Source organism: Paraburkholderia sp. 22099 (assembly GCF_052045835.1).
Taxonomy (GTDB): domain Bacteria; phylum Pseudomonadota; class Gammaproteobacteria; order Burkholderiales; family Burkholderiaceae; genus Paraburkholderia; species Paraburkholderia terricola.
Genome location: NZ_JBQEPU010000020.1, coordinates 23,243 through 46,512, shown reverse-complemented (window position 1 = coordinate 46,512; position 23,270 = coordinate 23,243). Strand labels below are relative to the sequence as shown.

18 protein-coding genes and 1 tRNA gene are annotated in these 23,270 nt (G+C 64.7%); 9 read left to right on the top strand and 10 right to left on the bottom strand.

Going from position 1 to position 23,270, the window contains the following annotated elements; genetic code table 11:
* Window positions 1-751: 751 nt before the first annotated feature.
* The 3 genes from ACTJLC_RS19630 to ACTJLC_RS19620 form a co-directional block, all read right to left on the bottom strand.
* A complete protein-coding gene (locus ACTJLC_RS19630; protein ID WP_073431207.1) occupies window positions 752-1,078 on the bottom strand; it encodes a hypothetical protein in 327 nt (108 codons plus the stop codon).
* A 120-nt stretch (window positions 1,079-1,198) separates the two neighbouring features.
* Window positions 1,199-1,912: a peptidoglycan DD-metalloendopeptidase family protein gene (locus tag ACTJLC_RS19625; protein WP_073431208.1), complete on the bottom strand. Its 714-nt coding sequence runs from the start codon at window positions 1,910-1,912 to the stop codon at window positions 1,199-1,201.
* A 184-nt stretch (window positions 1,913-2,096) separates the two neighbouring features.
* On the bottom strand, window positions 2,097-3,005 hold the full coding sequence (locus ACTJLC_RS19620) for an aldose epimerase family protein (RefSeq protein ID WP_073431209.1): 909 nt from the start codon (window positions 3,003-3,005) through the stop codon (window positions 2,097-2,099).
* A gap of 627 nt (window positions 3,006-3,632) precedes the next feature.
* On the opposite strand from ACTJLC_RS19620, the gene ACTJLC_RS19615 reads away from it, so the two are divergent.
* Both ACTJLC_RS19615 and ACTJLC_RS19610 read left to right on the top strand, forming a co-directional pair.
* Window positions 3,633-4,463: an undecaprenyl-diphosphate phosphatase gene (locus ACTJLC_RS19615; protein ID WP_073431210.1), complete on the top strand. Its 831-nt coding sequence runs from the start codon at window positions 3,633-3,635 to the stop codon at window positions 4,461-4,463.
* A gap of 297 nt (window positions 4,464-4,760) precedes the next feature.
* Window positions 4,761-4,834, top strand: a tRNA-Arg gene (locus ACTJLC_RS19610).
* A 25-nt stretch (window positions 4,835-4,859) separates the two neighbouring features.
* On the opposite strand, the gene ACTJLC_RS19605 is transcribed toward ACTJLC_RS19610, so the two are convergent.
* Together ACTJLC_RS19605 and ACTJLC_RS19600 are read right to left on the bottom strand one after the other, a co-directional pair.
* Complete coding sequence (locus ACTJLC_RS19605) at window positions 4,860-5,243, bottom strand: DUF427 domain-containing protein (RefSeq protein ID WP_073431211.1); 384 nt, start codon at window positions 5,241-5,243, stop codon at window positions 4,860-4,862.
* 370 nt (window positions 5,244-5,613) lie between these two features.
* Window positions 5,614-7,185, bottom strand: a complete 1,572-nt coding sequence (locus ACTJLC_RS19600; RefSeq protein ID WP_073431212.1) for an acid phosphatase — start codon at window positions 7,183-7,185, stop codon at window positions 5,614-5,616.
* Between the two features lie 215 nt (window positions 7,186-7,400).
* On the opposite strand from ACTJLC_RS19600, the gene ACTJLC_RS19595 reads away from it, so the two are divergent.
* Entirely contained in the window at window positions 7,401-8,855 is a 1,455-nt protein-coding gene (locus ACTJLC_RS19595) for a cytochrome-c peroxidase (RefSeq protein ID WP_084561472.1), read from the top strand.
* A gap of 38 nt (window positions 8,856-8,893) precedes the next feature.
* On the opposite strand, the gene ACTJLC_RS19590 is transcribed toward ACTJLC_RS19595, so the two are convergent.
* The gene (locus tag ACTJLC_RS19590; RefSeq protein ID WP_073431214.1) at window positions 8,894-9,130 is read right to left on the bottom strand and encodes a hypothetical protein; all 237 of its coding nucleotides are present in this window, start codon (window positions 9,128-9,130) and stop codon (window positions 8,894-8,896) included.
* 297 nt (window positions 9,131-9,427) lie between these two features.
* On the opposite strand from ACTJLC_RS19590, the gene ACTJLC_RS19585 reads away from it, so the two are divergent.
* Both ACTJLC_RS19585 and ACTJLC_RS19580 read left to right on the top strand, forming a co-directional pair.
* Window positions 9,428-9,817 (top strand): RT0821/Lpp0805 family surface protein, encoded by a 390-nt coding sequence (locus tag ACTJLC_RS19585; RefSeq protein ID WP_073431215.1) that lies wholly within the window; start codon window positions 9,428-9,430, stop codon window positions 9,815-9,817.
* Window positions 9,818-9,902: 85 nt separating this feature from the next.
* Complete coding sequence (locus ACTJLC_RS19580) at window positions 9,903-10,352, top strand: NUDIX hydrolase (protein ID WP_073431230.1); 450 nt, start codon at window positions 9,903-9,905, stop codon at window positions 10,350-10,352.
* Between the two features lie 79 nt (window positions 10,353-10,431).
* On the opposite strand, the gene ACTJLC_RS19575 is transcribed toward ACTJLC_RS19580, so the two are convergent.
* Window positions 10,432-11,451 carry a transporter substrate-binding domain-containing protein gene (locus tag ACTJLC_RS19575; protein ID WP_084561473.1) on the bottom strand — a complete coding sequence of 340 codons (1,020 nt, stop codon included), beginning with the start codon at window positions 11,449-11,451 and terminating at the stop codon, window positions 10,432-10,434.
* 140 nt (window positions 11,452-11,591) lie between these two features.
* Entirely contained in the window at window positions 11,592-13,301 is a 1,710-nt protein-coding gene (locus tag ACTJLC_RS19570) for a glutamine--tRNA ligase/YqeY domain fusion protein (protein ID WP_073431216.1), read from the bottom strand.
* Between the two features lie 390 nt (window positions 13,302-13,691).
* Between ACTJLC_RS19570 and ggt the strand changes: the two genes are divergently transcribed.
* Window positions 13,692-15,461: a gamma-glutamyltransferase gene (ggt, locus tag ACTJLC_RS19565; RefSeq protein WP_073431217.1), complete on the top strand. Its 1,770-nt coding sequence runs from the start codon at window positions 13,692-13,694 to the stop codon at window positions 15,459-15,461.
* A gap of 124 nt (window positions 15,462-15,585) precedes the next feature.
* Window positions 15,586-16,131 (top strand): RBBP9/YdeN family alpha/beta hydrolase, encoded by a 546-nt coding sequence (locus ACTJLC_RS19560; RefSeq protein ID WP_235004927.1) that lies wholly within the window; start codon window positions 15,586-15,588, stop codon window positions 16,129-16,131.
* 34 nt (window positions 16,132-16,165) lie between these two features.
* Here ACTJLC_RS19560 and ACTJLC_RS19555 read toward each other — a convergent pair whose 3' ends face one another.
* Window positions 16,166-17,386, bottom strand: a complete 1,221-nt coding sequence (locus tag ACTJLC_RS19555; RefSeq protein ID WP_073431232.1) for a CaiB/BaiF CoA transferase family protein — start codon at window positions 17,384-17,386, stop codon at window positions 16,166-16,168.
* A gap of 294 nt (window positions 17,387-17,680) precedes the next feature.
* Here ACTJLC_RS19555 and alaS point away from each other — a divergent pair, with 294 nt between their 5' ends.
* Window positions 17,681-20,305, top strand: a complete 2,625-nt coding sequence (gene alaS, locus ACTJLC_RS19550) for an alanine--tRNA ligase (protein ID WP_073431219.1) — start codon at window positions 17,681-17,683, stop codon at window positions 20,303-20,305.
* 59 nt (window positions 20,306-20,364) lie between these two features.
* Here the strand turns inward: alaS and ACTJLC_RS19545 are convergent, their stop codons facing one another.
* Complete coding sequence (locus ACTJLC_RS19545; RefSeq protein ID WP_073431220.1) at window positions 20,365-21,285, bottom strand: LysR family transcriptional regulator; 921 nt, start codon at window positions 21,283-21,285, stop codon at window positions 20,365-20,367.
* Between the two features lie 116 nt (window positions 21,286-21,401).
* On the opposite strand from ACTJLC_RS19545, the gene ACTJLC_RS19540 reads away from it, so the two are divergent.
* Window positions 21,402-22,934: a YbfB/YjiJ family MFS transporter gene (locus tag ACTJLC_RS19540; RefSeq protein WP_073431233.1), complete on the top strand. Its 1,533-nt coding sequence runs from the start codon at window positions 21,402-21,404 to the stop codon at window positions 22,932-22,934.
* Window positions 22,935-23,270 lie beyond the last annotated feature (336 nt).

Here is a 23,270-nt window from a genome sequence, read left to right as displayed (position 1 = left end):
TGGTTTGATTTTAAAACTTCGCAATTTGTATGTTATTGCCAGATTTTAATTATTTCGCCATTCGCGAATTTTTCCCGTGACGAAATTCCCTCGATTTATTCGTACGGATCAACGCGGATTAAATGCCCGCGTTGGTGTGTTTGCGCACCAAGTCTGAGCGGCGCGAAATGCGCCACGATTATGCCGGGTGCGCCTCGCCAAAATCGGTTTTTTAGTCTTTCTTCAGGGTTTTTGAACGCGCTTTGGGTATAAGCCTGGGTGCCCCGTCTGTCGGGCGATGCACGGATTTTCTTCGGCGCGATTAATCGCTTTGCCTGACGAAATGGTGCGTGGATTGAGCGTGGTTATTGCCGACGTTTCTGGTTCACATAATGCGGAATCCGTACGCCGCATCACATTGCATGAGAAATTAATATATTGCGCTTGTAAAAGCGAGTTGTTAGATTTCGTTCTGGCGCATGGTGAACCGGTCCTTTGCCGATATGCGCCGAACCCCCGTTAGCCCGGCCTCGTGCCGGGCTTTTTTTTGCTCCGATTCACACGCCGTCGATCGTGAAAGTGACATCCCTTTTTGTCGCTCACGATGTGCTTGATTTTTTTTGGCGCCTCTCCAAGGGCGTCGTCGCGCGTGCGGTTGGATTTCGCTGCGGCCTCCGCCCGCGCTCGCGAAGGCGGCGGAGGCGCTAATGCCTGCCGGTTCTGGCGAGTCTGCTGCCAGTGCCAGCGGTGCCGCTTGTTGCGGGCCGGGCCGTCATTGTTTGCAGCGAATCACCATCGACCGGTTCTTCACATTCGCGCCGAAAATCCCGCCGACCGAGCCGCCGGAAGTGCCGCCGCTGTCGACGTCTTTTGAAACGACGTCGTAGCCGTAATTGCCGCAGACTTCGCCGGCGCGCTTGTAGCACTCGCCCCAACTGGAACTGGCGTCGCTGCCGCTGCAGTTGATTGCAAAGCCGGTTTCGCCGCTAGGCAGGTACGTCATGGTGGTGGTGCTGGAGCAGCCGCCGAGGCCGCCGAGCGTCAGCAGGCCAAGACCGATCGCCGCCGCGGTCGCGACGGACGCAAATGCGCTCTTCATGACAGATTCCTCACAGATGACGGGAAAGACGTGGCGCACGGCCACGTCGCGTGTCGGAAAGAGCGTAGCACGCGAGGTTCCCTCGACCGCGGACGCAGGGCGCGTGCCAGCGCTTCAGACCTATCTGGGCGGCAGTGCCTTCGACGGATCGATCGAGCGGCCCTGATAGCGCAACTCGAAGTGCAGCATGACACGATCGGTATCGGTGTTGCCCACCTCGGCGATCTTTTCGCCGCGCGCGACCGATTGGCCTTCCTTCACCAGCAGCACGCGGTTGTGCGCATAAGCGGTCAGGTACTCGGCATTGTGTTTGAGGATCAGCAGATTGCCGTAACCGCGCAAACCGTTGCCCGCATACACGACCGTGCCGGCCGCCGCGGCGACCACCGGTGTGCCCGCGGCCGCCGAAATATCGATGCCCTTGGAATTGGCGCCGTCGAAGCGCCGGATCACGGTGCCGTCGGCCGGCCAGATCAGCGAAATCGCGGAAGCCGGCGCGGACGACGGCGCGCTGTCCTCCGAGGCCGGCGCCGGGCGCGGCGACGCCGAAGCGCTCGCGCCGCCGTTACTGCGTGTCGCGCCGCTCGTCGATGCTCCGCCTGGCGGCACGACGCGCAGCACCTGGCCGACCTCGATGCTGTCCGGGTTGGTCAGATTGTTCCAGCGCACGATGCTTTGCACCGATTGCCGGTTGCTGCGCGCGATTTTCGACAGCGTATCGCCCCGTTCGACCCGATAGAAGCCTGGCGCCACCGGCGCCGACCCGCACGCGACGAGCAGCGCCACCAACGACGCGCAGGCGAGCCGTTTGATCATTCTTGTTGTTCCCCGCATTGGACCTCGCAAAGCGCTGCCGCGCGCCGATCCCGATCACGCGGCAGGTGGATGCAAAGCGTCCGATTCTAACGGTTTTGCGTTGCAACACGCGAAAAACGGGCAGCGACAAGACCACGCGCGGCATGAAACGCGGCGCAACGCGGCCCCATCCACCGCGCGTCGCTCGACGTGAAAGCCGCCATCAGCGCAGCTTGCCGACGTTGATACGCAGCGTGGCCGCCTCGGTTTGTCCCGGTTCGAGCCAGCGCAAACCCATGCCGTTGTGGATCGCGTCCGGCAGTCCCAGCCACGGCTCGACGCAGTAGAAGTCGGAATCAGCGGCTTCGGTCCACGTGGTGACGGCGTACCAGGGCACCGAGTCCGGCCGCTGCAGATCGATGGTGACGAGCCGGTTGAGCCTAGGCGCGATGAGCCGCACCGGTTGATCCGGTTCGCCGACGAGGCAATGGAACCGGTCATGAATGCGCGCCTCGTCGAGCGTGTAGCGCGCTTCGCCCGGCTCGGCGGCGCTGATCGAACCGTCGTCCTGCTGATGGCGGCGTTCGGTGCGCGGCAGTTCCAGCGAGGTCTCGCCGCGCTGCGCGTGCGGCAGCGTGAAGTAGAAGTGATGGCCGGCGTAGTAGGGCAGCCGCGCGTCGCCGGTGTTGGCGGTGCGCAGCGTGACTTCGAGCGTGGCTGCGTCGATCAGGGTGTAGACCGCCTCGAACCGGAAGCCGAACGGATAGAAGACGCGCGTCGCGGCGTTGTCGGTCAGCACCATGCGCAGGCCGGCGCCATGAACGTCGGCATGGGCGTCGAACGGCAGGTCGCGCGCGAAGCCGTGCATCGGCAACTCGCGCACCGCGCCCGCGGCGTCGCGCCAATAGCCGATCTTGCCGTCGACACGATGGCGGCCGAGAAACGGAAACAGCAGTGGATTGCCGCCACGGATCCGCGCGGGCTGACTCCAGTCGGCGTGCTCGGGCCAATGAATCACGGCCTCGCCGTCGATCGTCCACGACAACAGACGGCCGCCGGCTTGCGGCGCGAAGCGGAGCACGGAGGCGTCCTGGGCGATTTCGAGAATGTCCTGTTGCGGGGAAAGGGGCATGGTCGATGGGCTGGTTGGTCAGGTTGAGTGAAGGTTGGCAGACGCATCCGACGCATACCTCACGAACGTGCCGGACGCCCGACAACGCCGAATATGTGCGTTGTCAGACGAAGATTTTGCGCCGCTTTGTGCTACGGGGAAACCCTTCTGGGGAAATTGCGGGTGTCGCACAAGGGGCTTCCTTGCAGATAATCCGTCTCACTGCCCGGTGATCAGAACACCGGGCGAGACCGGCTCAGGAGGGCGTGATGGATCTCGCAATGGCAATGGGTGTCGCACTGTTCGGCATGTTCGCAGCAAGCACGGTCTACTTTTTCTACCAGCTCGAGCGCTGATCCCACCTTTCGTTTCGCCTGCCGGCCCGCCACTGCGCACTGGCGTGAAGCCGGTCGCTTGAAGCTCACGAATTTCTCATGATGACAGGGTCGCCGTTCGCGGCGGCCCGTTTCTTTTTCCGGCGCGTAACAACGGTTTCCAGTTGTGACGCAGCGCATCAATATTTCCCCGATCGAGGCTCAAACGCTTGGCGCTGACATTGCAGCCAGGCATAATCGACGCGCTTTTGACGCGCCGGTCACTCCCTTGCGGCGCGCTGTTCCCCGACACTTTCCTTACAAGGACCGCCGCGTGAACCTGTCGTTTCTGATCTTTCTGAGCGTGCTGCAAGGCGTCACCGAACTGTTTCCCGTGAGCAGTCTCGGTCATACGCTGCTGGTGCCCGCATTGTTCGACATGCATATCGACAAGCACGCGCCGCAGTTGCTGCCGTTTCTCGTCGCGTTGCACCTCGGCACCGCGTTCGCGCTGCTGTGGTACTTCCGCGAGCGCTGGTGCGCGCTGGTGCGCGGCTTCTTCGCCTCGCTCGGCGGCCGCCGCAATGACGACGCGCACATGATGTGGGCGCTCATCATCGGCACGATTCCGGCGGGTATCGTCGGACTGCTGCTCGAGAAGCGGCTCGAACTGATTTTTCACGACCTGCGCATCGTCGCGATCGCGCTGATCGTCAACGGCGTGCTGCTGTGGTTCGGCGACCGCCTGCAACGCTCGCGCGCGCATCAGCCGCCGGAGAAGATGACGTTCCGCCAGGCGTTTCTCGTCGGGCTGGCTCAGGTCGGCGCGCTGATTCCAGGTTTTTCGCGCAGTGGTCTGACGATGATCGCCGGCAATGCGGCCGGCTTGACCACCGAGAAGGCCGCCGAGTTCTCGTTTCTGCTCGGCACGCCGATCATTTTCGCGGCGGGCCTGCTCGAATTGCCGAAGCTCTTTCATGCGCCCGGTCAACTGGCGGACGCCCTGCTGGGCGGCGTGCTTACCGCGATCGCCGCGTATCTGAGCGTGCGTTTCCTGATGCGCTATTTCGAAGGTCGCGGACGTCTGGCTTCGTTCGGCGTGTACTGCGTGATCGCGGGGATCGTGTTTCTCGGCTGGTTCCTGTTGCATCCGCAACCGGTCTGATCGCGTTCGAGGTCCGCCCTCGTTGCGCGCCCGCGTGCTGGCGGGCAAGGAGCGATCGGTTATAATCCGGGCCCGGCTCAACCCGCCGGGCCTGTTTGTTTTCCGACGTGGCTATGACGAATGCCGACGACCCCGCGGAGCGAGATTTCCAGTCTCCGCGCCGGTCAGTTAGAATTTCGGTATGCCACGACCGTGTGTGGCGCGATCCCACACAATTCCAATTCCCGATCGCGGGTTCTCATTGCGGGTGATGCACGTTGTACGCCGTAGCCTGGCGTAGCATCGCCTCTCCTCATTACGGCAGTAGCTCAGCTGGATAGAGCATCGGCCTTCTAAGCCGAGGGTGGTGGGTTCGAGTCCCTCCTGCCGTACTTCAAATCTTGCGCGCATTGCCTCTCAAGCTACCGGCTGCACGTCGATCGAATCGACCCGCTCGGGATAGAACGCGAGATGCCGCGCGATCTCCTTCACGGCCGCATAAGGCGACTCGTACGTCCATACCGCATTCACCGCGCGCTCTCCGCCGATCGCAATGCTGTAGTAAGCGCAATCGCCTTTGTAGGGACAATAAGTTGCGTGATCGGTGCGCTCGAGCAGCGCCATGTCGACATCGTCGCGCGGAATGTAATACACCGCCGGATACGACGCTTCACGCAGCGCCAGCGCTTTGTTCGTATCCGCGATCACGCGGCCGGCCACGGTCACGATGACGCGCGCGTTGGCCGGTTCGACGGTGATCGGATGGTCGGGGCCGGGGATCTTGATGGTTTTTTCAGTCATGCTGTCGGGCTCCTGGAAGAGTGGACCAAGCTGCGACGCATTGCCGGGAATTCAGCGCCGCCGCCGCTCGCGACGACACGATGATCGCGCCTTCGGTCGAAGCATACGCTGTATTGCAAGCCCCGTTGTGTCGCCACGCGAGCACGTCGGCGAGCGGGCGTGACGACGTCGCCGGTGCGCGCGCCGAAAACAAAAAAGGGCAGCCGGAGCTACCCCGTCAAAGCCTCGTCACGAGGCCGACTGTTGCTTACTGTCGGTGGCCGCACGCCGGATTGCCGAGCGCTTTCGTTGGACGTTCATTGCTGAACGTCCGACGCCGGCGCGAGTGGAGGGGACGCGAACCCCCACACCCCTCGTGCTGTTACGCCACTCATTGCCGGATGTTCAAAGCCGCGGTGAGGTCGCCCATCGGCTTGCCACCGTTGCTCGCGAGCGCCGCGTCGCGCGCGGCGATGCCCGGCAGCGTCGGCAGCGAGAAGCGGTGCGTGATGAAGCGCAGGATCGATGTGGTGTCGTACTGCGTGTGATCGACGTAGCCCTTCTTCGCGTACGGCGAGATGATCAACGCCGGAATACGCGTGCTCGGGCCCCAGCGGTCGGCCTTCGGCGGCGCGACGTGATCCCAGAAGCCGCCGTTTTCATCGTATGTCACCACCACCAGCATGTTGTTCCACTGTGGGCTCTTCTGCAGGTGCGAGATCACATCGGCGATGTGCTGGTCGCCCGAGGCGACGTCCGTGTAGCCGGGGTGCTCGTTCAGGTTGCCTTGCGGCTTGTAGAACGTCACTTGCGGCAGCGTTCCGTTATCGATCGCCTTGATGAACTCCGAGCCGGCGAGGCCGCCGTCGAGCAGATGCTGCGCGCGGTTCGCGGTGCCCGGCGCCAGGTCGGCGAAATAATTGAACGGCTGATGATGCGGCTGGAAGTTCGGCGCCGACAGATTCGCGCCGTAGATCACGTTCGACGTGCCGGTTTGCGCCGCCGACAACGCCGCGCCCCACGCGCCGCCATACCACGCCCACGATACCTTGGCGTTGTTCAGCAGATCGCCGATGTGCTGCTGCGTTTGCGCCGGCAGCGTGGTGGCCGCGGCCGGATCGGCGAGGTTCGCGTCGCCGCCCGCGGCCGCCTTGTTGCCGCTCGGTTGATACGGCGGCTGCATCGTGTTGATCGCGTAGAAGTCGGGCGTCAGGTTGCCCGACAGCACGTATTTCGGCGGCCCGCTCAACGCCGAGGCGGGCGAGTTGCTCGCGAGCTTCAGCGTGACGCCGTCGCTTTCCACCGCGGAAATCGAAGCCGCCGCCGGGCTCTTGTCCGCATTCGGATAGACCGGCGTGCATGCGCACACCAGCCACTGGTGATTCAGGAACGAGCCGCCGAACGCGCCCATGAAGAAGTTGTCGGCCAGCGTGTACTGCTGTGCGATCTTCCACAGCGGCAGCTTGTCGGCGTCGAGCGTGTAGTGGCCCATCACGAGGCCGCCCGAATCGGCCCACGCGGCGAACTTGTCGTTCTTGCCGCCGTCGATCTGCATCTGGTTTTCGTAGAAGCGGTGATACAGGTCGCGCGTGGTCGCGGTGATCGGCGTGTTGAAGCCCTTCGGGTCGTCGATCGCGAACGGGCTGTTCGGCAGATTGGCCGTCATCGCCTGCGTGACCACCGGCGTCACGCCGGTTTGCGTCAGGCCGTTCCAGACTTGCGGCAGCGTCGCGAGCGGCGTGCCGTCACGGTCCACCTGCGTCGCGCTCGACACGTTCTGCAGACCGTTCGCGCCGGGGAAGTTGCCGTACAGGTTGTCGAAGCTGCGGTTCTCCGCGTAAATCACCACGACCGTCTTGATCGATGTGATGTCCGGCTGCGTGATCTCATTGCCGCCGCACGCATACAGGCTCAACGCTGCTGCGATCGCCAGGGGCGCCGCGCAGATCAATTTCTTGTTCATAAGATGTGGGTTCTCTCTCGCGTTGGGGACGGGCCGCGTGATGCCTTGCATGGATGGCCGTCCGGGAAAGTTTCGCAAGGAAAGTTGACAGCACGATGTGTTTCGCCTTACGAACAGCTTGGTTCTAGATGCTTTTGGTCGGCCGCATGTCATGTGAGCGACATATGCATGAAATACGCTCGCGGACTTCGATATCGCGAACTCACATCATTCCTATGCGGCTTGCCTTGACGGGGATTCGGAGCGCTGTGGCGCGGGCGCGGCGATGCGTCGGATCGACGACGATGAAAGCGCCGCTGGCGGCGTTCATGCTCGGGGGAATGACGATGACATTGGCCGCATGCGATGCGGGGGCGCCGGCCGCGGGCGCTGCGGCGACGCTCGCTGCCGCTGCAAGCGCCGCGAGTGGCGCGAGCGCTGCCGTCAGCGGATCGCGCGCGGCCGCGCCAACGGCGGCTTCAGCCACACCGGTCGCCGGCCAGCAGGCCGGTCAAAGCCGCGCGCAAGTCTACGAATCCGTGCGGCAAATGACGGCGCTCGGCAAACAGCTCTTCTTCGATGCGTCGTTATCCGGCTCGGGCAAACTCGCCTGCGCGTCGTGCCATAGCCCGGACCATGCGTTTTCGCCGGCCAATGCGTTGCCCGTGCAACTGGGCGGTAGCGACATGCACCGTACCGGCATGCGCGCCGCGCCCACGCTCAAATATCTGCAATCGGTGCCCGCGTTCGCCGAGCACTATCACGAGTCGGACGACGAAGGCGACGAAAGCGTGGACGCGGGGCCGACCGGTGGTTTGACATGGGACGGCCGCGTCGACCGCGGCGCCGACCAGGCTCGCATTCCGCTGCTGTCGTCGTTCGAAATGGGCAGCACGCCGGCCAGGGTCACGGCCGCGGTGAAAGCCGCGCCGTATGCCGACGCTTTCCGCGCGGCGTTCGGCGCGCGCATTTTCGATAGCGACGAAGCGACGTTCAAAGCCGTGTTGCAGGCGCTCGAAACGTTCGAACAGGCACCCGGGATTTTCTATCCGTACACCAGCAAGTACGATGCGTTTCTGGCGGGCAAGGCGCAACTGACTCAGGCCGAACTTCACGGTCTGCAACTGTTCAACGACGAAACGAAGGGCAATTGCGCGAGCTGCCACATCAGCCAGCGCACGCGGGACGGCGCGCCGCCGCAGTTCAGCGACTTCGGCCTGATCGCGATCGGCGTGCCACGCAATCGCGCGTTGCCGGTGAATCGCGATCCGCATTTTTACGACCTCGGCGCGTGTGGACCGGAGCGTACCGATCTGAAGGGCCGCGCCGAGTTTTGCGGCCTGTTCCGCACGCCGACGCTGCGCAACGTCGCGTTGAAGAAGCGCTTCTTCCACAACGGCATCTACGATTCGCTGGAACAGGTGCTGCGCTTTTACGCCGAGCGGGACACGCATCCGGAGAAGTTCTATCCGGTCGTCAACGGCCGTGTGCGGAAGTTCGACGATTTGCCGCGGCGCTACTGGGACAACCTGAATACCGAGCCGCCGTTCGACCGCAAGCCGGGCGACAAGCCGGCGCTCGACGAGGCGGAAATCAAGGACGTGGTGGCGTTTCTGAATACGCTCACGGATGGATATGAAGCGGGCGGCAAGGTGGTCGCCGAAAAGACCAAGGCAGTCGCCGCGAACTGAACCGATGAAAGAGGACAGCGGCCGCCAGGCCGCGGTTATCAGCCGGTGCCGGCCAGAATGTAATAGCAGGCGACGAGCAGCAGGACGAAGGATGCGAGGAGGCACACGAGCCCGGCGCGGGTCAGCAGAGCGGGCCAGCGCATGCCGGGCACTCTGTCCAGTGGCACGATGCGTCGCGCGAGACCGGTATCGATGCGGATGGAGGCCGGCATGAGCGCCACACAAAGCAGCGCAAGCGCGACGGCGAGCGTTTCGAGGGTGAGATAGACGTTCATCTGAGGTGTTGAATAAGGCTCGCTGGCGCGCTGTGCGCAATAGAGCGATCTTAGGAACACGCCCGATAAAAACATACTTGACGGGTCCGAAAACACGGAGCGCTTGCCATGCCTGATCGTTCGTGTGCCACGGCGGCGCGTGGATCGGGGCGTCGGTGAATGCGGCGAATTTCGCCGCGGCATGGTCACTGCTTCGGCGGCGCATCGAGGTCGGCATGCTATGCTTTTGGGGTCCAATCACGAGCCGCGACAAGCGCGTTCGAGACCGCCCCAAACACTTCTCGAGGAGAATTCTTCATGTCGATGCGAACTCGCGTCCTGCTTCATCTGACCGCCGGCGCCCTGTTGATTGCCACCGCAGTAGGCGCGCAAGCGGCGAATCTCGGTTTTCTGAACGACACGCCGGTCAGCTACATGAAGCAACGCGACGTCGATTCGATCAAGAAGGCCGTCTTCGCCGTGCTGAACGACAAGCAGGACGGCGAAAGCGCGAACTGGCTCAACGAAGGCACCGGCAATAGCGTGAAGATCGACGCCACCATCACCGCCGGGAACACGGCGAAGATGGGTGAGCGCACCTGCCGCGACGTCGGCGTCGTGCTGAATGCGAAGGGGCAATCCATGAACCTGCGCCCGCAATTCTGCAAGCAGGGCAGCGGCAACTGGCAGTTGCAGAAAAAGCACTGAGCATGCGAGCCGGCATGACAACGCGCGTCGGCTTGCCGCGGGTGCGTCCCGGCGCGGGTCATCCGGCCGGCGCGGTGCGCCGATGATGGCCGCGCGGGTCGTCTCCTGCGGCATCGTGCTGCTCGATCCGGACGGGCGAGTGCTGCTTGCGCACGCCACCGAAACGTCGCACTGGGACATTCCGAAAGGACATGGCGAGGAGGGCGAGGCGCCGCACGTCACGGCGCTGCGCGAGATGGTCGAGGAGACCGGCATCGCGATCGAGGCCGGGCGTCTGAAAGACCTCGGCCTGTTCGTCTACCGGCGCGACAAGGATCTGCATCTGTTCGCGGCACGCGCCGAGGCATGCGAACTCGATCTGAGTTCATGCACCTGCACGTCGATGTTTCCGCGCCGCTCCGACGGCACGCTGATTCCCGAGATGGATTCATACCGCTGGGTCGCGCCGCACGAAGTCGAGAAATATGCGAGCCGCAGTCTCACGCGGCTCTTTCAGACCACGCTATCGCTGGCGGAACTGCATCGGTCGTTATAGGCCGCGACGGCGCGCAACCCCGGCGCGCCGGCAGTCGCAAGTTCAATCGGTGTCGATCGCAGCCGGACGCCAGCCGGCCTCAGTCCAGCGCGCGATCGTTCGGATGAGCGAACAGCGCGCGGTTCTGCTCCGACAGCGGGAAATTCAGGTTGATGCCGTGCGGCGGAATTGGCTGCGTGAACCATTGTTTGTACAACCGTTCCGCGTCGCCGGAAATTTGTCCGCGCGCGATCACGCCGTTCACGAGCTTGCGGAGCGGCTCGTCCCCCTTGCGAAACATGCACGCGTAAACCTCGTAGCCGAGCGGCGTGCCGGTCACCACGAAGTCGCCGGGACGCGGGTCGGTCGATTTGAAACCGTAGACGATCGGCTCGTCCATCACGAACGCCACCGCCCGCTCTTCCTTGAGCGCCGCGAATGCTTCCGCGTGATCGCGCGCTGCGGTAATGCGCAGGTTCAGATGCCTGTCTGCGTTGAGACGGCGCAGCAGGCGTTCGTCGGAGGTGCTCGCGGTGGTCACGACCGTCTTGCCGGCCAGGTCCGTAAAATCGCTGATGCCGCTGCTCTTGCGCACGATCATGCGCACCGCGTACTGGAAAAAACTGTTGGAAAAAGCGACCGCGTTTTCGCGTTCCACCGTATGCGTGGTCGAGCCGCATTCCAGATCGATCTGGTTGTTCAGCAGCATCGGCGTGCGGTTCGACGAGGTCACGGTGACTTCATGCACTTGCAGTTGCGGCATGCCGAGCGTCTTTCTGATCTCGTCGACGATCTGCAATGCGATGGTTTGCGAATAGCCGACTGTCTGCTTGCCGTCGAAGTACGAGAAGGGAATCGATGCTTCACGCACGCCGAGTGTGACGACGCCGTCGTCGTGGATCTTTTTCAGCGTTCCGGTGAGCTCTTCGGTGTTGGCGGCGCAGGCGAGCGACGCCGCGCCCAATGTCGCCAACGCCACGAGCGCGCGGCGCGCGCGATGCGCGAAACGTGCGGCACGGGATGAGCGCGCGAGGTGCGCGGCGGCAACGGCGCCCGCATGACGATGCGGTCCGCTTGCCGTGTTCCCTGGAGTCGCTTCGCGGCGGGCTGCAACTTTCATCGGATCTCCGGGCCGGCGCGTGAACATGGCTGCGCCGCGTTTGTCGATAGAACACTGGTAACGAAACGGCGTGCACCCCGTGAGCGGAATGCACGCCGTCGATCAGCGCTGGTCATGCCGCGAGCGGCATCCGCTTCAGCTTACGCCGGCTTGCCCCAACTGTCGCGCAAGCTCACGATGCGATTGAATACGGGTTTGCCCGGCTTCGAATCGACACGGTCGGCGACGAAGTAGCCGTGGCGTTCGAACTGATAGCGCTGCTCGGGCAGCGCGTGGTGTGCGCCCTGCTCGAGGTACGCGTTGACCACGCGTTTGGAATCGGGATTCAGCGCTTCGAGGAAGTCGCGGCCGCCGGCGTCCGGTTGCGGCTCCTTGAACAGACGGTCGTAGATGCGTACTTCGGCCGGGTACGCGGCGGCCGCGCTGACCCAGTGAATGTTGCCCTTCACCTTGTAGTTGTTCGCGCCTTCGGTGCCCGATTTGCTGTCCGGGAAGTAGTTGCAGTGGACCGCGACGACGTTGCCGTTCTCGTCCTTGTCGGCGCCCGTGCATTCGATCACGTAGCCGTAACGCAGGCGCACCTTGTTGCCGGGGAAGAGGCGGAAGTAGCCCTTCGGCGGCGTTTCCGTGTAGTCGTCGCGCTCGATCCACAGCTCGCGTGAGATCGGGAACTCGCGAATGCCCTGTTCCGGATGATGCGGATGGACCGGCGCGCTGCACGGCTCGGTGAGACCCATCGGGAAGTTATTGATGATCAGCTTGACCGGATCGAGCACGGCCGCGATGCGCGGCGCTTTTTCGTCGAGATCGTCACGCAGCGCGCCTTCGAACACGCTCATGTCGATCCATGAATCGACCTTGGTGACGCCGATGCGCTCGCAGAACAACTGGATCGACTCCGGCGTGAAGCCGCGCCGGCGCACGCCGACGATGGTCGGCATGCGCGGATCGTCCCAGCCGTCGACATGGCCTTCGTTCACCAGTTGCAGCAGCTTGCGCTTGCTGGTGATCGCGTAGGTCAGATTCAGGCGCGAAAATTCGATTTGCTGCGGCAGCGGACGCGTGAAGATGCCGGCGTCGGCAAGCTCGTTCAGGATCCAGTCGTACAGCGGACGATGGTCCTCGAACTCGAGCGTGCACAGCGAATGCGTGATGTTTTCCAGCGCGTCCGAGATGCAGTGCGTGTAGTCGTACATCGGGTACACGCACCACTTGTCGCCGGTGCGGTAGTGATGCGCGAAGCGGATCCGGTAGATCACGGGGTCGCGCATGTTGAAGTTCGGCGAGGCCATGTCGATCTTCGCGCGCAGCACGTGCTCGCCTTCCTTGAACTCGCCGGCCTTCATGCGGCGGAACAGGTCGAGGTTGTCCTGCACCGAACGGTCGCGAAAGCGCGACGGCGTGCCGGCCTCGGTTGCCGAACCGCGGTTCGCGCGCATTTCTTCCGCCGACTGGCTGTCCACATACGCCTTGCCGCGCTCGATCAGCAGTTCGGCGAATTCGTAGAGCTTGTCGTAGTAGTCGCTCGCGTAGTAGAGCTGCGATTTGCCGTCCTTTTCCCATTCGAAGCCGAGCCAGCGCACGGCGTCGATGATCGAGTCGACGTATTCGACGCTTTCCTTTTCCGGGTTCGTGTCGTCGAAACGCAGATGGCACACGCCGCCGTAGCTGCGCGCCACGCCGAAATTCAGGCAGATGCTCTTGGCGTGACCGATGTGCAGATAGCCGTTCGGCTCGGGCGGAAAGCGCGTTTCGACGCGCTGGCCCCACTTGCCGCTGCGGTTGTCGTCGTCGATGATGTTGCGGATGAAATTGGATGCCGCTGGCGCGTCGTTGCGTTCGGTATTCATGCGAGAAGGTGAAAGTCTGTCGGGGGTGCGCAATGCGCCCACTTATCCGTTAATTCTACCTGACGAGGCCCTTGGCGGCAGGCGAGTGCGGCGCGCGGCCCATGTTCGGGCGGTTTGCGCGGAAATTCAAGGGCGGGGCCGGGCGCTGTAACAGGAGGTAAAACGTTTTGTCGACGCGCGCGCCGCCGACTTAGGATGCGAGCGGCGCGGAGGCGCGCCGTTCGGGATGCGAGCCGCGCGGGAAGCGCCGCCGCCTTTGAATTTCCGCACAAGCCGCACCGCGCGAGAAGCACGGCAGCCGCCCTTGCAAGACGCACCGCCCATTTGCCACCGCGCCCGAATCCTGTCTGCTCGCGCCCCGTGGCGCCCTTCGTTTCCGGAGTTTCTCGGATGTCAGTCCCGACGCACGACGCGCCTCGCGCGCCTTTCGCTTCTGTTTCCTTCGCCCGCCTCGTCATGGTTTCGGCCGTGGTCGTCGCGTTCGCCGGCAGCGTCGTCACGCCGGCCCCGGCGCTCGCGAAAACGCCGCCGCCGAAGGCCGCGCTCGACGCGTCGGCGGTCGCCGTGCCCGATCGCTACAGCGCGGACGCCGCGCAGCAGATCTTCGCCGCCGGGGGCAACGCGGTGGACGCCGCCGTGGCGATCGCGTTCACGCTCGCGGTGACCGCGCCGGACGCGGGGAACCTCGGCGGCGGCGGATTCATGACCGTGTTCATGGACGGCAAGCCGTACTTTCTGGACTACCGCGAGCGCGCGCCGCAACAGGCGACCCGCGAGATGTATCTCGACGACAAGGGCAACCCGGTGCCGGGCATGAGCGCCGTCGGCCATCGCGCGGTGGCCGTGCCGGGTACGGTCGACGGCATGTGGCAGGCGCAGCGCCGTTTCGGCAAGCTGAAGTGGAAGCAGGTGCTGGCGCCCGCGCTCCGTTATGCCACCGACGGCTTCCAGGCCGAGCCCTGGCTGCAGCAGCGCCGCGACGCCGTGGTGAAGACCTTCGCGGGCAAGACCAACTTCGACGCCTACTTCTCGAATCTCAAGGCGGGCGTGACGTACCGCCAGCCGGAACTCGCGCAAACCCTGGCGCGTATCGCCGACGACGGCGGCCGTGAGTTTTACGAAGGCCGCACCGCCGAACTGATCGCCCAGCAAATGTACGGCCACGGTCTCGTCACCAAACAGGACCTGATTCAATACAAGGCCGTGTGGCGCCAGCCGCTCACCGCCGACTGGAACGGCTACCGGGTGGTCACGGCGCCGCCGCCGAGCTCGGGCGGCGTGGGCCTGATCCAGATGCTGAAAATGAAGGCCGCACTGAAGCAGGCGTTCGACGGTGTCGAGTTGAACTCCGCGCCGTACATCCATTTGATCGCGCAGATCGAGGACCGCGTGTTCGCCGATCGGCAGCAATACATGGGCGATCCGGATTCGTTCAAGGTGCCGGTCGACAAACTGCTCGACGACGCCTACCTCGCGCAACGCGCCGACGAGGTCAAGCCCGACGAAGTGCCGGGCGCGGCGCCGGTGAAGCCCGGCCTCGGCGACGCGATGCCGGAAAAGGCGCAAACCACGCATTTCTCGGTGGTCGACAAGTGGGGCAATGCCGTCTCGAACACCTACACGCTGAACGGGCCATTCGGCTCGGGGGTGGTGGTGGACGGCGGCGGCTTTCTGCTGAACGACGCCATGGACGACTTCGTCACGAAGCCGAGCGGCGCGAGCGCTGCGGGAGCAAGTCAGCCTGGCGTGAACAGCCTCGACACCAACACCATTGCGCCGGGACGCCGACCGCTCTCGTCGATGACGCCGACGATTCTGTTGAAGGACGACAAGGTGTCGCTCGTGATCGGCACGCCGGGCGGCTCGCGTATCCTGACGTCGATTTTCCAGGTGATGACCGATCTCTACGACTTCAACATGACGCCCACCGATGCGCTCGCCGCGCTGCGGTTCCATCATCAGTTGCTGCCACCGAAGACGATCTACTTCGAGCCGTATCACCCGATTACGGGCGAGCTGGCCGAGCAACTGCAAGGCATGGGCTACGCGCTGGAAGGGCAGTCGTTCAACGGCGACGTGCAGATGATTCGCATCGACGGCACGCTGCCCGAGCCGGCGGCGGATCCGCGCGGCGCGGGTGTGGCTCGCGTGATCCGTTGAAGCGGGCGCCGGCCGCGCGAGCGAAACGAACTGCAAAGCCAACGGCCAGAAAGAATGGCAACGAAGATCGTCGCAAACGGCGGCGGGGAACGCAATGACACAACACGCAACCACACAACAAAACATGACCACACTGGTCCTGCCCGGTTATCAAAACTCCGGCGCCGGTCACTGGCAAACGCGCTGGGAAGCCCTCGATGCCTCGTGCCTGCGGGTGCCAATGCCCGACTGGGATCATCCGGTGCGCGATGCCTGGTGCCGCACGCTCGACGCCGCCGTAGCCGCGGCGCGCGCGCCGGTGGTGTTGGCCGCGCATAGCCTGGGCTGCCTGACGACCGCTTTCTGGGCGGCGCGATATGCGAGCGCGAAGCAGCTTGCGAAGGTGGCGGGCGCGTTGCTGGTGGCGGTGCCCGATCCGTCCGAGGCCCATTTTCCAGAGGACGCGAGCGGCTTTGCGCCGGTGCCGCTCACGCGCTTGCCGTTCGCGAGCATCGTCGTGGCGAGCAGCGACGATCCGTATGGCGGCGTGCCGTTCTCTCAGACCTGTGCGAACGCTTGGGGCAGCCGCTGGATCGACCTCGGTCCGCGCGGCCACATCAACGCCGATAGCGGGCTCGGCGATTGGGAAGAAGGGCGGCGCTGGCTGGCCTCATTCGGCGAGCGAGGTTGAGCCCGACGTTTGTGCCCGCGCCGCGCCGGCAAGCTCAAATCACCGACTGCGCCCGCAGCGCCGCGATCCTTGCCTCGTCGTAACCGAGTACGTCGCGCAAAATGCTCTCGGTGTGCTCGCCGAGCGTGGGCGGATGCGTCAACGCCTCGGGCGGCGTGCCCGTCATATTGATCGGGTTGCGCACCAGCTTGACCGTGCCGCCCGACGGATGCGGCAGATCCACCTGCATGCCGCGCGCCACCACCTGCTCGTTCTCGAACACCTCGCCCAGATCGTTGATCGGCCCACACGGTACGCCCGCCGCCTCCAGCGCCGCGATCCACTGCTGTTTGCCCTGCAGTCGAACCATTTCCGCCAGAATCGGCACGAGAACTTCGCGATGGCGTACGCGGGCCGGGTTGGTGGCGAAACGCTCGTCGTCGGCCAGTTCCGCGCGGCCGCCCGCCTCGACGAATTTGCGGAACTGCCCGTCGTTGCCGACCGCGACGATGATCCAGCCGTCGCTCGTCTGGAAGGTCTGGTAGGGCACGATGTTCGGGTGCGCATTGCCCCACCGCACTGGCGGCTGGCCGCTGGCGAGGTAATTCGAATTCATGTTCGCGAGCATCGCCACCTGCACGTCGAGCAGCGCCATGTCGATGTACTGGCCTTCGCCCGTGCGGTCGCGATGCGTGAGCGCGGTGAGCACGGCGATGGTCGAATACATGCCGGTCATCAGGTCGGCGATCGCCACGCCGGCCTTTTGCGGACCGCCGCCCGGCTGGCCGTCGCGTTCGCCGGTAATGCTCATGAAACCGCCGATGCCCTGCACGATGAAGTCGTAGCCCGCTCGCTGCGCATACGGCCCGGTCTGCCCGAAGCCGGTCACCGAGCAATAGACCAGATCGGGCTTCACTTCCTTGAGCGACGCGTAATCGAGGCCGTATTTCTTCAACTGGCCGACCTTGTAGTTCTCCAGCACCACGTCGCTTTGCGCGGCCAGTTCGCGAATGATCCGCTGGCCTTCGGGCGATGCGATGTCCACGGTGACCGAGCGCTTGTTGCGGTTCGCGGCGAGGTAGTACGCGGCCTCGCGGGTATCCGCGCCGTCCGGCGTTTTGAGGTATGGCGGCCCCCAGTGGCGCGTGTCGTCGCCGACCCGCGGGCGCTCGATCTTGATGACGTCGGCGCCGAAATCGGCGAGGGTCTGCGCGCACCACGGTCCGGCGAGCACGCGTGTGAGATCCAGCACGCGGATGTGACTGAGAGCGCCCATATTCGTCGTTGTCTCCTGGTAGCCGAGGCGGCGCATCTCGCGCCGCGGATGTGAGGCGATCTTAAGCGATTCCGGCACGCGGGTGGAGTCGGCCGAACGTCATAGGACGAACGACGCGCCGGCGATGTCCGATCCGGCTCGACGAATCCTGGCCGAACGGCCAACCCGCACGGCGCGCTGCCGCGCAGGCGCGCCGATCCCGTATAATCGGCCGATTAAGAAACAAACAGTTGGCGCATCCTACGATGCCGCCGGTAACAGCCAGGGAACTGGCAAACCCGTCCCCCGCACGCTATGAAAGCCGCCGAAATCCGCGAGAAATTCCTCAAGTTCTTCGAATCGAAGGGCCATACGATCGTTCGCTCGTCGAGCCTTGTGCCCGGCAACGACCCCACGCTGCTCTTCACCAATTCGGGAATGGTGCAGTTCAAAGATGTGTTCCTCGGCGCGGAGTCGCGTCCGTACTCGCGTGCCACGACCGCGCAGCGCAGCGTGCGCGCCGGCGGCAAGCACAACGATCTGGAAAACGTCGGCTACACCGCGCGTCACCACACGTTCTTCGAAATGCTGGGCAACTTCTCGTTCGGCGACTATTTCAAGCGCGACGCGATCCACTACGCGTGGGAATTGCTGACGGGCGTTTATCAGTTGCCGAAAGACAAGCTGTGGGTGACGGTCTATCAGGAAGACGACGAGGCGCACGACATCTGGGCGAAGGAAGTGGGCGTGCCGGTCGAGCGCATCATCCGCATCGGCGACAACAAGGGCGCGCGCTACGCGTCGGACAACTTCTGGCAGATGGCCGACACCGGGCCGTGCGGCCCATGCTCGGAAATCTTCTACGACCACGGTCCCGAGGTGTGGGGCGGCCCGCCGGGATCGCCTGAGGAAGACGGCGACCGCTACATCGAGATCTGGAATCTCGTGTTCATGCAGTTCAACCGCGACGCCCAGGGCAACATGACGCCGCTGCCCAAGCAGTGCGTCGACACCGGCATGGGCCTGGAGCGTATCGCCGCGGTGCTGCAGCACGTGCACAGCAACTATGAGATCGACCTGTTCCAGGCGCTCATCCAGGCCGCCGCGCGCGAAACCGGCGTGAGCGACCTCACGAACAACTCGCTGAAGGTGATCGCCGATCACATTCGCGCGTGCTCGTTCCTGATCGTCGACGGCGTGATTCCGGGCAACGAGGGCCGCGGCTACGTGCTGCGCCGGATCGTGCGCCGCGCGATCCGGCATGGCTACAAGCTGGGCAAGAAGGGTTCGTTCTTTCATCGCATGGTGGCCGACCTCGTCGCGCAAATGGGCGGCGCCTATCCTGAACTGAAGCAAGCCGAACAACGCGTGACCGACGTGCTGCGCCAGGAAGAAGAGCGCTTCTTCGAGACCATCGAGCACGGCATGTCGATTCTCGAAAGCGCGCTGGCCGATCTCGAAGCGAAGGGCGGCAAGACGCTCGACGGCGAACTCGCATTCAAGCTGCACGACACCTACGGCTTCCCGCTCGATCTGACGGCGGACGTGTGCCGCGAGCGCGAAGTCACGGTGGACGAAGCCGCGTTCGACGAAGCCATGGCGCGCCAGCGCGAACAGGCTCGCGCGGCGGGCAAGTTCAAGATGGCGCAGGGCCTCGAATACTCGGGCGCGAAGACCACGTTCCACGGCTACGAGGAAATTGTCTTCGACGACGCGAAGGTGATCGCGCTGTACGTGGACGGCGCGTCGGTGCGGGAAGTGAGCCACGGCCAGCAAGCGGTCGTCGTGCTAGACCACACGCCGTTCTATGCCGAATCGGGCGGCCAGGTCGGCGACCAGGGTTTGCTCGCCAACGCGAGCGTGCGCTTTGCCGTCGCCGACACGCTGAAGGTGCAGGCCGACGTGGTCGGTCATCACGGCACGCTGGAGCAGGGCACGCTGAAGGTCGGCGACGTCGTGAAGGCGGAAATCGACGCGGTGCGCCGTGCCCGCACGGCCCGCAATCACTCGGCGACCCACCTGATGCACAAGGCGCTGCGCGAAGTGCTCGGCTCGCACGTGCAGCAGAAGGGCTCGCTGGTCGATCCCGACAAGACCCGTTTCGACTTCGCGCATAACGCGCCGATGACGGACGAACAGATCCGCCGCGTCGAGGAAATCGTCAACGCCGAAGTGCTCGCGAACGCGCCGGGCATCGTGCGCGTCATGCCGTTCGACGAAGCGGTGAAGGGCGGCGCGATGGCGCTGTTCGGCGAAAAGTACGGCGATGAAGTGCGCGTGCTCGATCTGGGTTTCTCGCGTGAGTTGTGCGGCGGCACGCACGTGCATCGCACCGGCGACATCGGCTTCTTCAAGATCGTGATGGAAGGCGGCGTGGCGGCGGGCATTCGTCGCGTGGAGGCGATCACGGGCGACAACGCCGTGCGCTTCGTGCAGGACCTCGATGCGAAGATCAACGCGGCAGCAGCCGCGCTGAAGGCGCAGCCGTCGGAACTGACGCAGCGGATCGTGCAGGTGCAGGACCAGGTGAAATCGCTCGAGAAGGAACTGAGCGCGCTGAAGTCGAAGATGGCGTCGAGCCAGGGCGACGAACTGGCCGGTCAGGCGATCGAAGTGGCCGGCGTGCATGTGCTGGCGGCAACGCTCGACGGCGCGGACGTGAAGACGCTGCGCGAGACGGTCGACAAGCTGAAGGACAAGCTCAAGAGCGCGGCCATCGTGCTGGCCTCGGTCGAGGGCGGCAAGGTGAGCCTGATTGCCGGTGTGACGGCCGATGCGAGCAAGCGGGTCAAGGCCGGCGAGCTGGTCAACTTCGTCGCGCAGCAGGTCGGCGGCAAGGGCGGTGGCCGGCCGGACATGGCCCAGGCGGGCGGCACCGAGCCGGCGAATCTGCCGGCGGCGCTTGCCGGCGTCAAGGGCTGGGTCGAGGCCCAGCTTTGAGTCGAGGTTGATGTGTGCCACGCGGGCGCTGCGGTTTTAGCGTCCCGCGTGGTCTGCGATCAGCCGGCATCAACCGCTGTAACCGCTGTAACCGCGGGCGATTCCACCGCATCGTCGCGAGCCAGCAGCGTCTGCTTCAACGCATTGAGCGCCGGCGAAAAATGCCCGCGCCGCCACACGAGAAGCGTCTCGATCACGCCGATATCCGGTAGCGCATGAACCGCGATATTGCTGGCATCGGTCTGCAAATTCAGCACTGACCGTGGCGCCACGGCCACCCCCGCGCCCGCGGCCACGCATGCCACGATTGCGTGATACGAACCCAGCTCCAGCACGCGAGCCGGCCTCACGCCATGTTCCAGATACCAATTCTCGATGTAGCTCCGGTAAGCGCACCCGCGCTCGAACGCGATCAGCGTCGATAGCGCAATGTCCCGCACCTCGTGAATCGGCCGATGCCCGCGCGGCGTCAGCATCACCAGTTCTTCCCTGAACACCGACACCGTCTCGAATATTTCACCGAGCAAGGCCGGATCCGGCGGTGTGGCCACCAAAGCCGCATCCACCTCGAACTCGCGCACCCGTTCGATCAGCTTGCCGGTCGTGCCGGTCTCGAGTTCCAGCGCGACAGCCGGCCACTGCTGGTGATAGCGCGCGAGCAAGGCCGGCAGACGCGTTGCCGCGACGCTTTCCATCGTGCCCAACCGCAAGCGTCCGCTCGGACGGTCCTCGCGAACCGCATGACGCGCCTCGTCAGCGAGCGCGAGCAGACGTTCCGCGTAGGGCAGCAGCGTCTCGCCGGCGGGCGTCAGCACGAGACGGCGGCCGTCGCGGATGAACAGGTCGGTGCCCAGTTGCTGCTCGAGCTGCTTGATGCGCGTGGTGACGTTCGATTGCACGCGATTGAGTTTGGCGGCGGCGCGCGTCACGCCGTTTTCTCGCACGACGGCGCGAAAGATGGTCAAGGCGGCCAGATCCACGATTCTCTCCTAGCGATGGTTGGCATCCAAATTATTCATTTTTCATGATCCAAAGGTCAAGCTAATATGCTTTGAGACCGGTGACCGCCGGGTCCGATATCATTTTTCGCCTGCTCATGAACGATCTCGCTTCCCCCACGCAGCACGTTTCGTCCGAACGGGACGCCGCCCGGCGCGCGGCGCTCGCCTGCATGGTGACGCTGGCCGTGGTCCTCGGTATCGGGCGCTTTGCCTTCACGCCGCTGTTGCCGCTGATGCTCCACGGCGGCGCGTCGGGTCAGCCGCAGATCGATATCCAGCACGGCGGCTGGCTCGCGTCGTTCAACTACGCGGGCTATTTTGTCGGCGCGGTGACCTGCGCGGCGCTGCGGGTCGAACCGGCGCGCATGGTGCGTGCGGGGCTCGTCGCTACCGCCCTGCTGACCCTGGCAATGGGCGTCACGAATCAGTTCTGGGTGTGGGCGGCGGTACGCTTCGTCGCCGGTGCGGTCAGCGCGTGGAGTTTCGTTTTCGCCTCGCAGTGGGGCTTGCGGCGGCTCGCCGAACTGGGCGCGCATGGCTGGGGCGGGGTGATCTATACGGGGCCGGGCTTCGGGATTGCCGGGACGGGTTTGCTGGTCAGCGCCGCCGGCGGCTACGGCGCCACGGCCGGGTGGATCGGCTTTGGGCTGATCGCGGCGGTGCTGTCGATCGTGGTTTGGCCAGTTTTCGGGGCGGCGGCGGGCTCGTCGGCGCGCAGTGGGAGCAGTACGGGCAGTGCGAATGCGCGCGCGGCCGCTTCCGCCGGCGCAACCGATGCAAACCAGCGTGTTGCAGACCGACACGCCACGAGCCAATACGTTGTGGGCTCAAGCGTGGCGAATCCCGCTCTGGCGAATCCGACGCCGGCGGATCCGGCCTCAGCGAACCCGACTGCGGCGAACCCGGCGTCGGCGAACCGGGCCTCGGCGAACCGGGCCTCGGCGAATCCGACTTCGGCGAATCCGGCCTCGGCGAACCCAGCCTCGCCGAACCCAACCTCGCCGAACCGGATCTCGCCGACCCCAACCCCGGCGACCGGAACCCCGCATCGCGCCGACGCCTTCTGGCTGATCCTGCTCTACGGCGTCCCCGGCTTCGGCTACATCATCACCGCAACTTTCCTGCCGGTGATCGCGCGCCATGCGCTGCCGGGCTCGTCGTGGCCCGATCTGTTCTGGCCGATGTTCGGCGCGGCGCTGATGGTCGGCGCACTGCTCGCGGCGCGCCTGCCGGTGCATTGGGATAACCGCACGCTGCTCGCCGGCTGCTATGTGCTACAGGCCCTGGGCATCGCGCTCGGCATCGTCTGGCCGACGGCGGGCGGCTTTTCGCTCGGCAGCATCCTGATCGGCCTGCCGTTCACCGCGATCACGCTGTTCGCGATGCGCGAGGCGCGGCGTCTGCGCGGCGACGACGCGGCCGGTCTGATGGGCTACGCGACGGCGGCCTACGGCGTCGGTCAGATCGTCGGTCCGCTTGTCGCCGCGCCGATCGCTGAACGAACCGGATCGTTTTCGCCCGCCTTGTGGCTGGCGGCGGGCGCGTTGCTGCTGGGCGCGGCCGGGCTGATCGTCGTGACGCGGATGTCGCGCGGACGCGGCCGGATGCCCGCCTGCAACTGCGGTTGAGGGAAGGATCGAGGCGACCGGAGAGGGCATGTTCGCGACCACCGCCGGTTGTCCGCTTGCCGCTGCAACGCATGGCGTGCGGAGCTAAGGGGCGCTCGCCGTAACTGTCACTGGGTGGCCGCTTGCAACTGCGATTAATGGGCGTATCGACGCGACCGTAGCGGACATGTTCGCGACCACCGCCGCTTGCCGCTGCAACGCATGGCGTGCCAAGCCAGGGGCGTTCGCCGTAACCGTCACCGGATTGCGATTAATGGGCGTATCGACGCGTCCGTAGCGAACCTGTCCGCTGTCACCGCCGGTTGCCCGCTTGCCGCTGCAACGAATGGCGTGTCG

Coding starts and splice junctions, on each gene's coding strand:
- ACTJLC_RS19630 (WP_073431207.1), bottom strand. CDS start 1,078: ATGAAGAGCGCATTTGCGTCCGTCGCGACCGCGGCGGCGATCGGTCTT.
- ACTJLC_RS19625 (WP_073431208.1), bottom strand. CDS start 1,912: ATGCGGGGAACAACAAGAATGATCAAACGGCTCGCCTGCGCGTCGTTG.
- ACTJLC_RS19620 (WP_073431209.1), bottom strand. CDS start 3,005: ATGCCCCTTTCCCCGCAACAGGACATTCTCGAAATCGCCCAGGACGCC.
- ACTJLC_RS19605 (WP_073431211.1), bottom strand. CDS start 5,243: ATGACTGAAAAAACCATCAAGATCCCCGGCCCCGACCATCCGATCACC.
- ACTJLC_RS19600 (WP_073431212.1), bottom strand. CDS start 7,185: ATGAACAAGAAATTGATCTGCGCGGCGCCCCTGGCGATCGCAGCAGCG.
- ACTJLC_RS19595 (WP_084561472.1), top strand. CDS start 7,401: ATGCGGCTTGCCTTGACGGGGATTCGGAGCGCTGTGGCGCGGGCGCGG.
- ACTJLC_RS19590 (WP_073431214.1), bottom strand. CDS start 9,130: ATGAACGTCTATCTCACCCTCGAAACGCTCGCCGTCGCGCTTGCGCTG.
- ACTJLC_RS19585 (WP_073431215.1), top strand. CDS start 9,428: ATGTCGATGCGAACTCGCGTCCTGCTTCATCTGACCGCCGGCGCCCTG.
- ACTJLC_RS19580 (WP_073431230.1), top strand. CDS start 9,903: ATGGCCGCGCGGGTCGTCTCCTGCGGCATCGTGCTGCTCGATCCGGAC.
- ACTJLC_RS19575 (WP_084561473.1), bottom strand. CDS start 11,451: ATGAAAGTTGCAGCCCGCCGCGAAGCGACTCCAGGGAACACGGCAAGC.
- ACTJLC_RS19570 (WP_073431216.1), bottom strand. CDS start 13,301: ATGAATACCGAACGCAACGACGCGCCAGCGGCATCCAATTTCATCCGC.
- ggt (WP_073431217.1), top strand. CDS start 13,692: ATGTCAGTCCCGACGCACGACGCGCCTCGCGCGCCTTTCGCTTCTGTT.
- ACTJLC_RS19560 (WP_235004927.1), top strand. CDS start 15,586: ATGACCACACTGGTCCTGCCCGGTTATCAAAACTCCGGCGCCGGTCAC.
- ACTJLC_RS19555 (WP_073431232.1), bottom strand. CDS start 17,386: ATGGGCGCTCTCAGTCACATCCGCGTGCTGGATCTCACACGCGTGCTC.
- alaS (WP_073431219.1), top strand. CDS start 17,681: ATGAAAGCCGCCGAAATCCGCGAGAAATTCCTCAAGTTCTTCGAATCG.
- ACTJLC_RS19540 (WP_073431233.1), top strand. CDS start 21,402: ATGAACGATCTCGCTTCCCCCACGCAGCACGTTTCGTCCGAACGGGAC.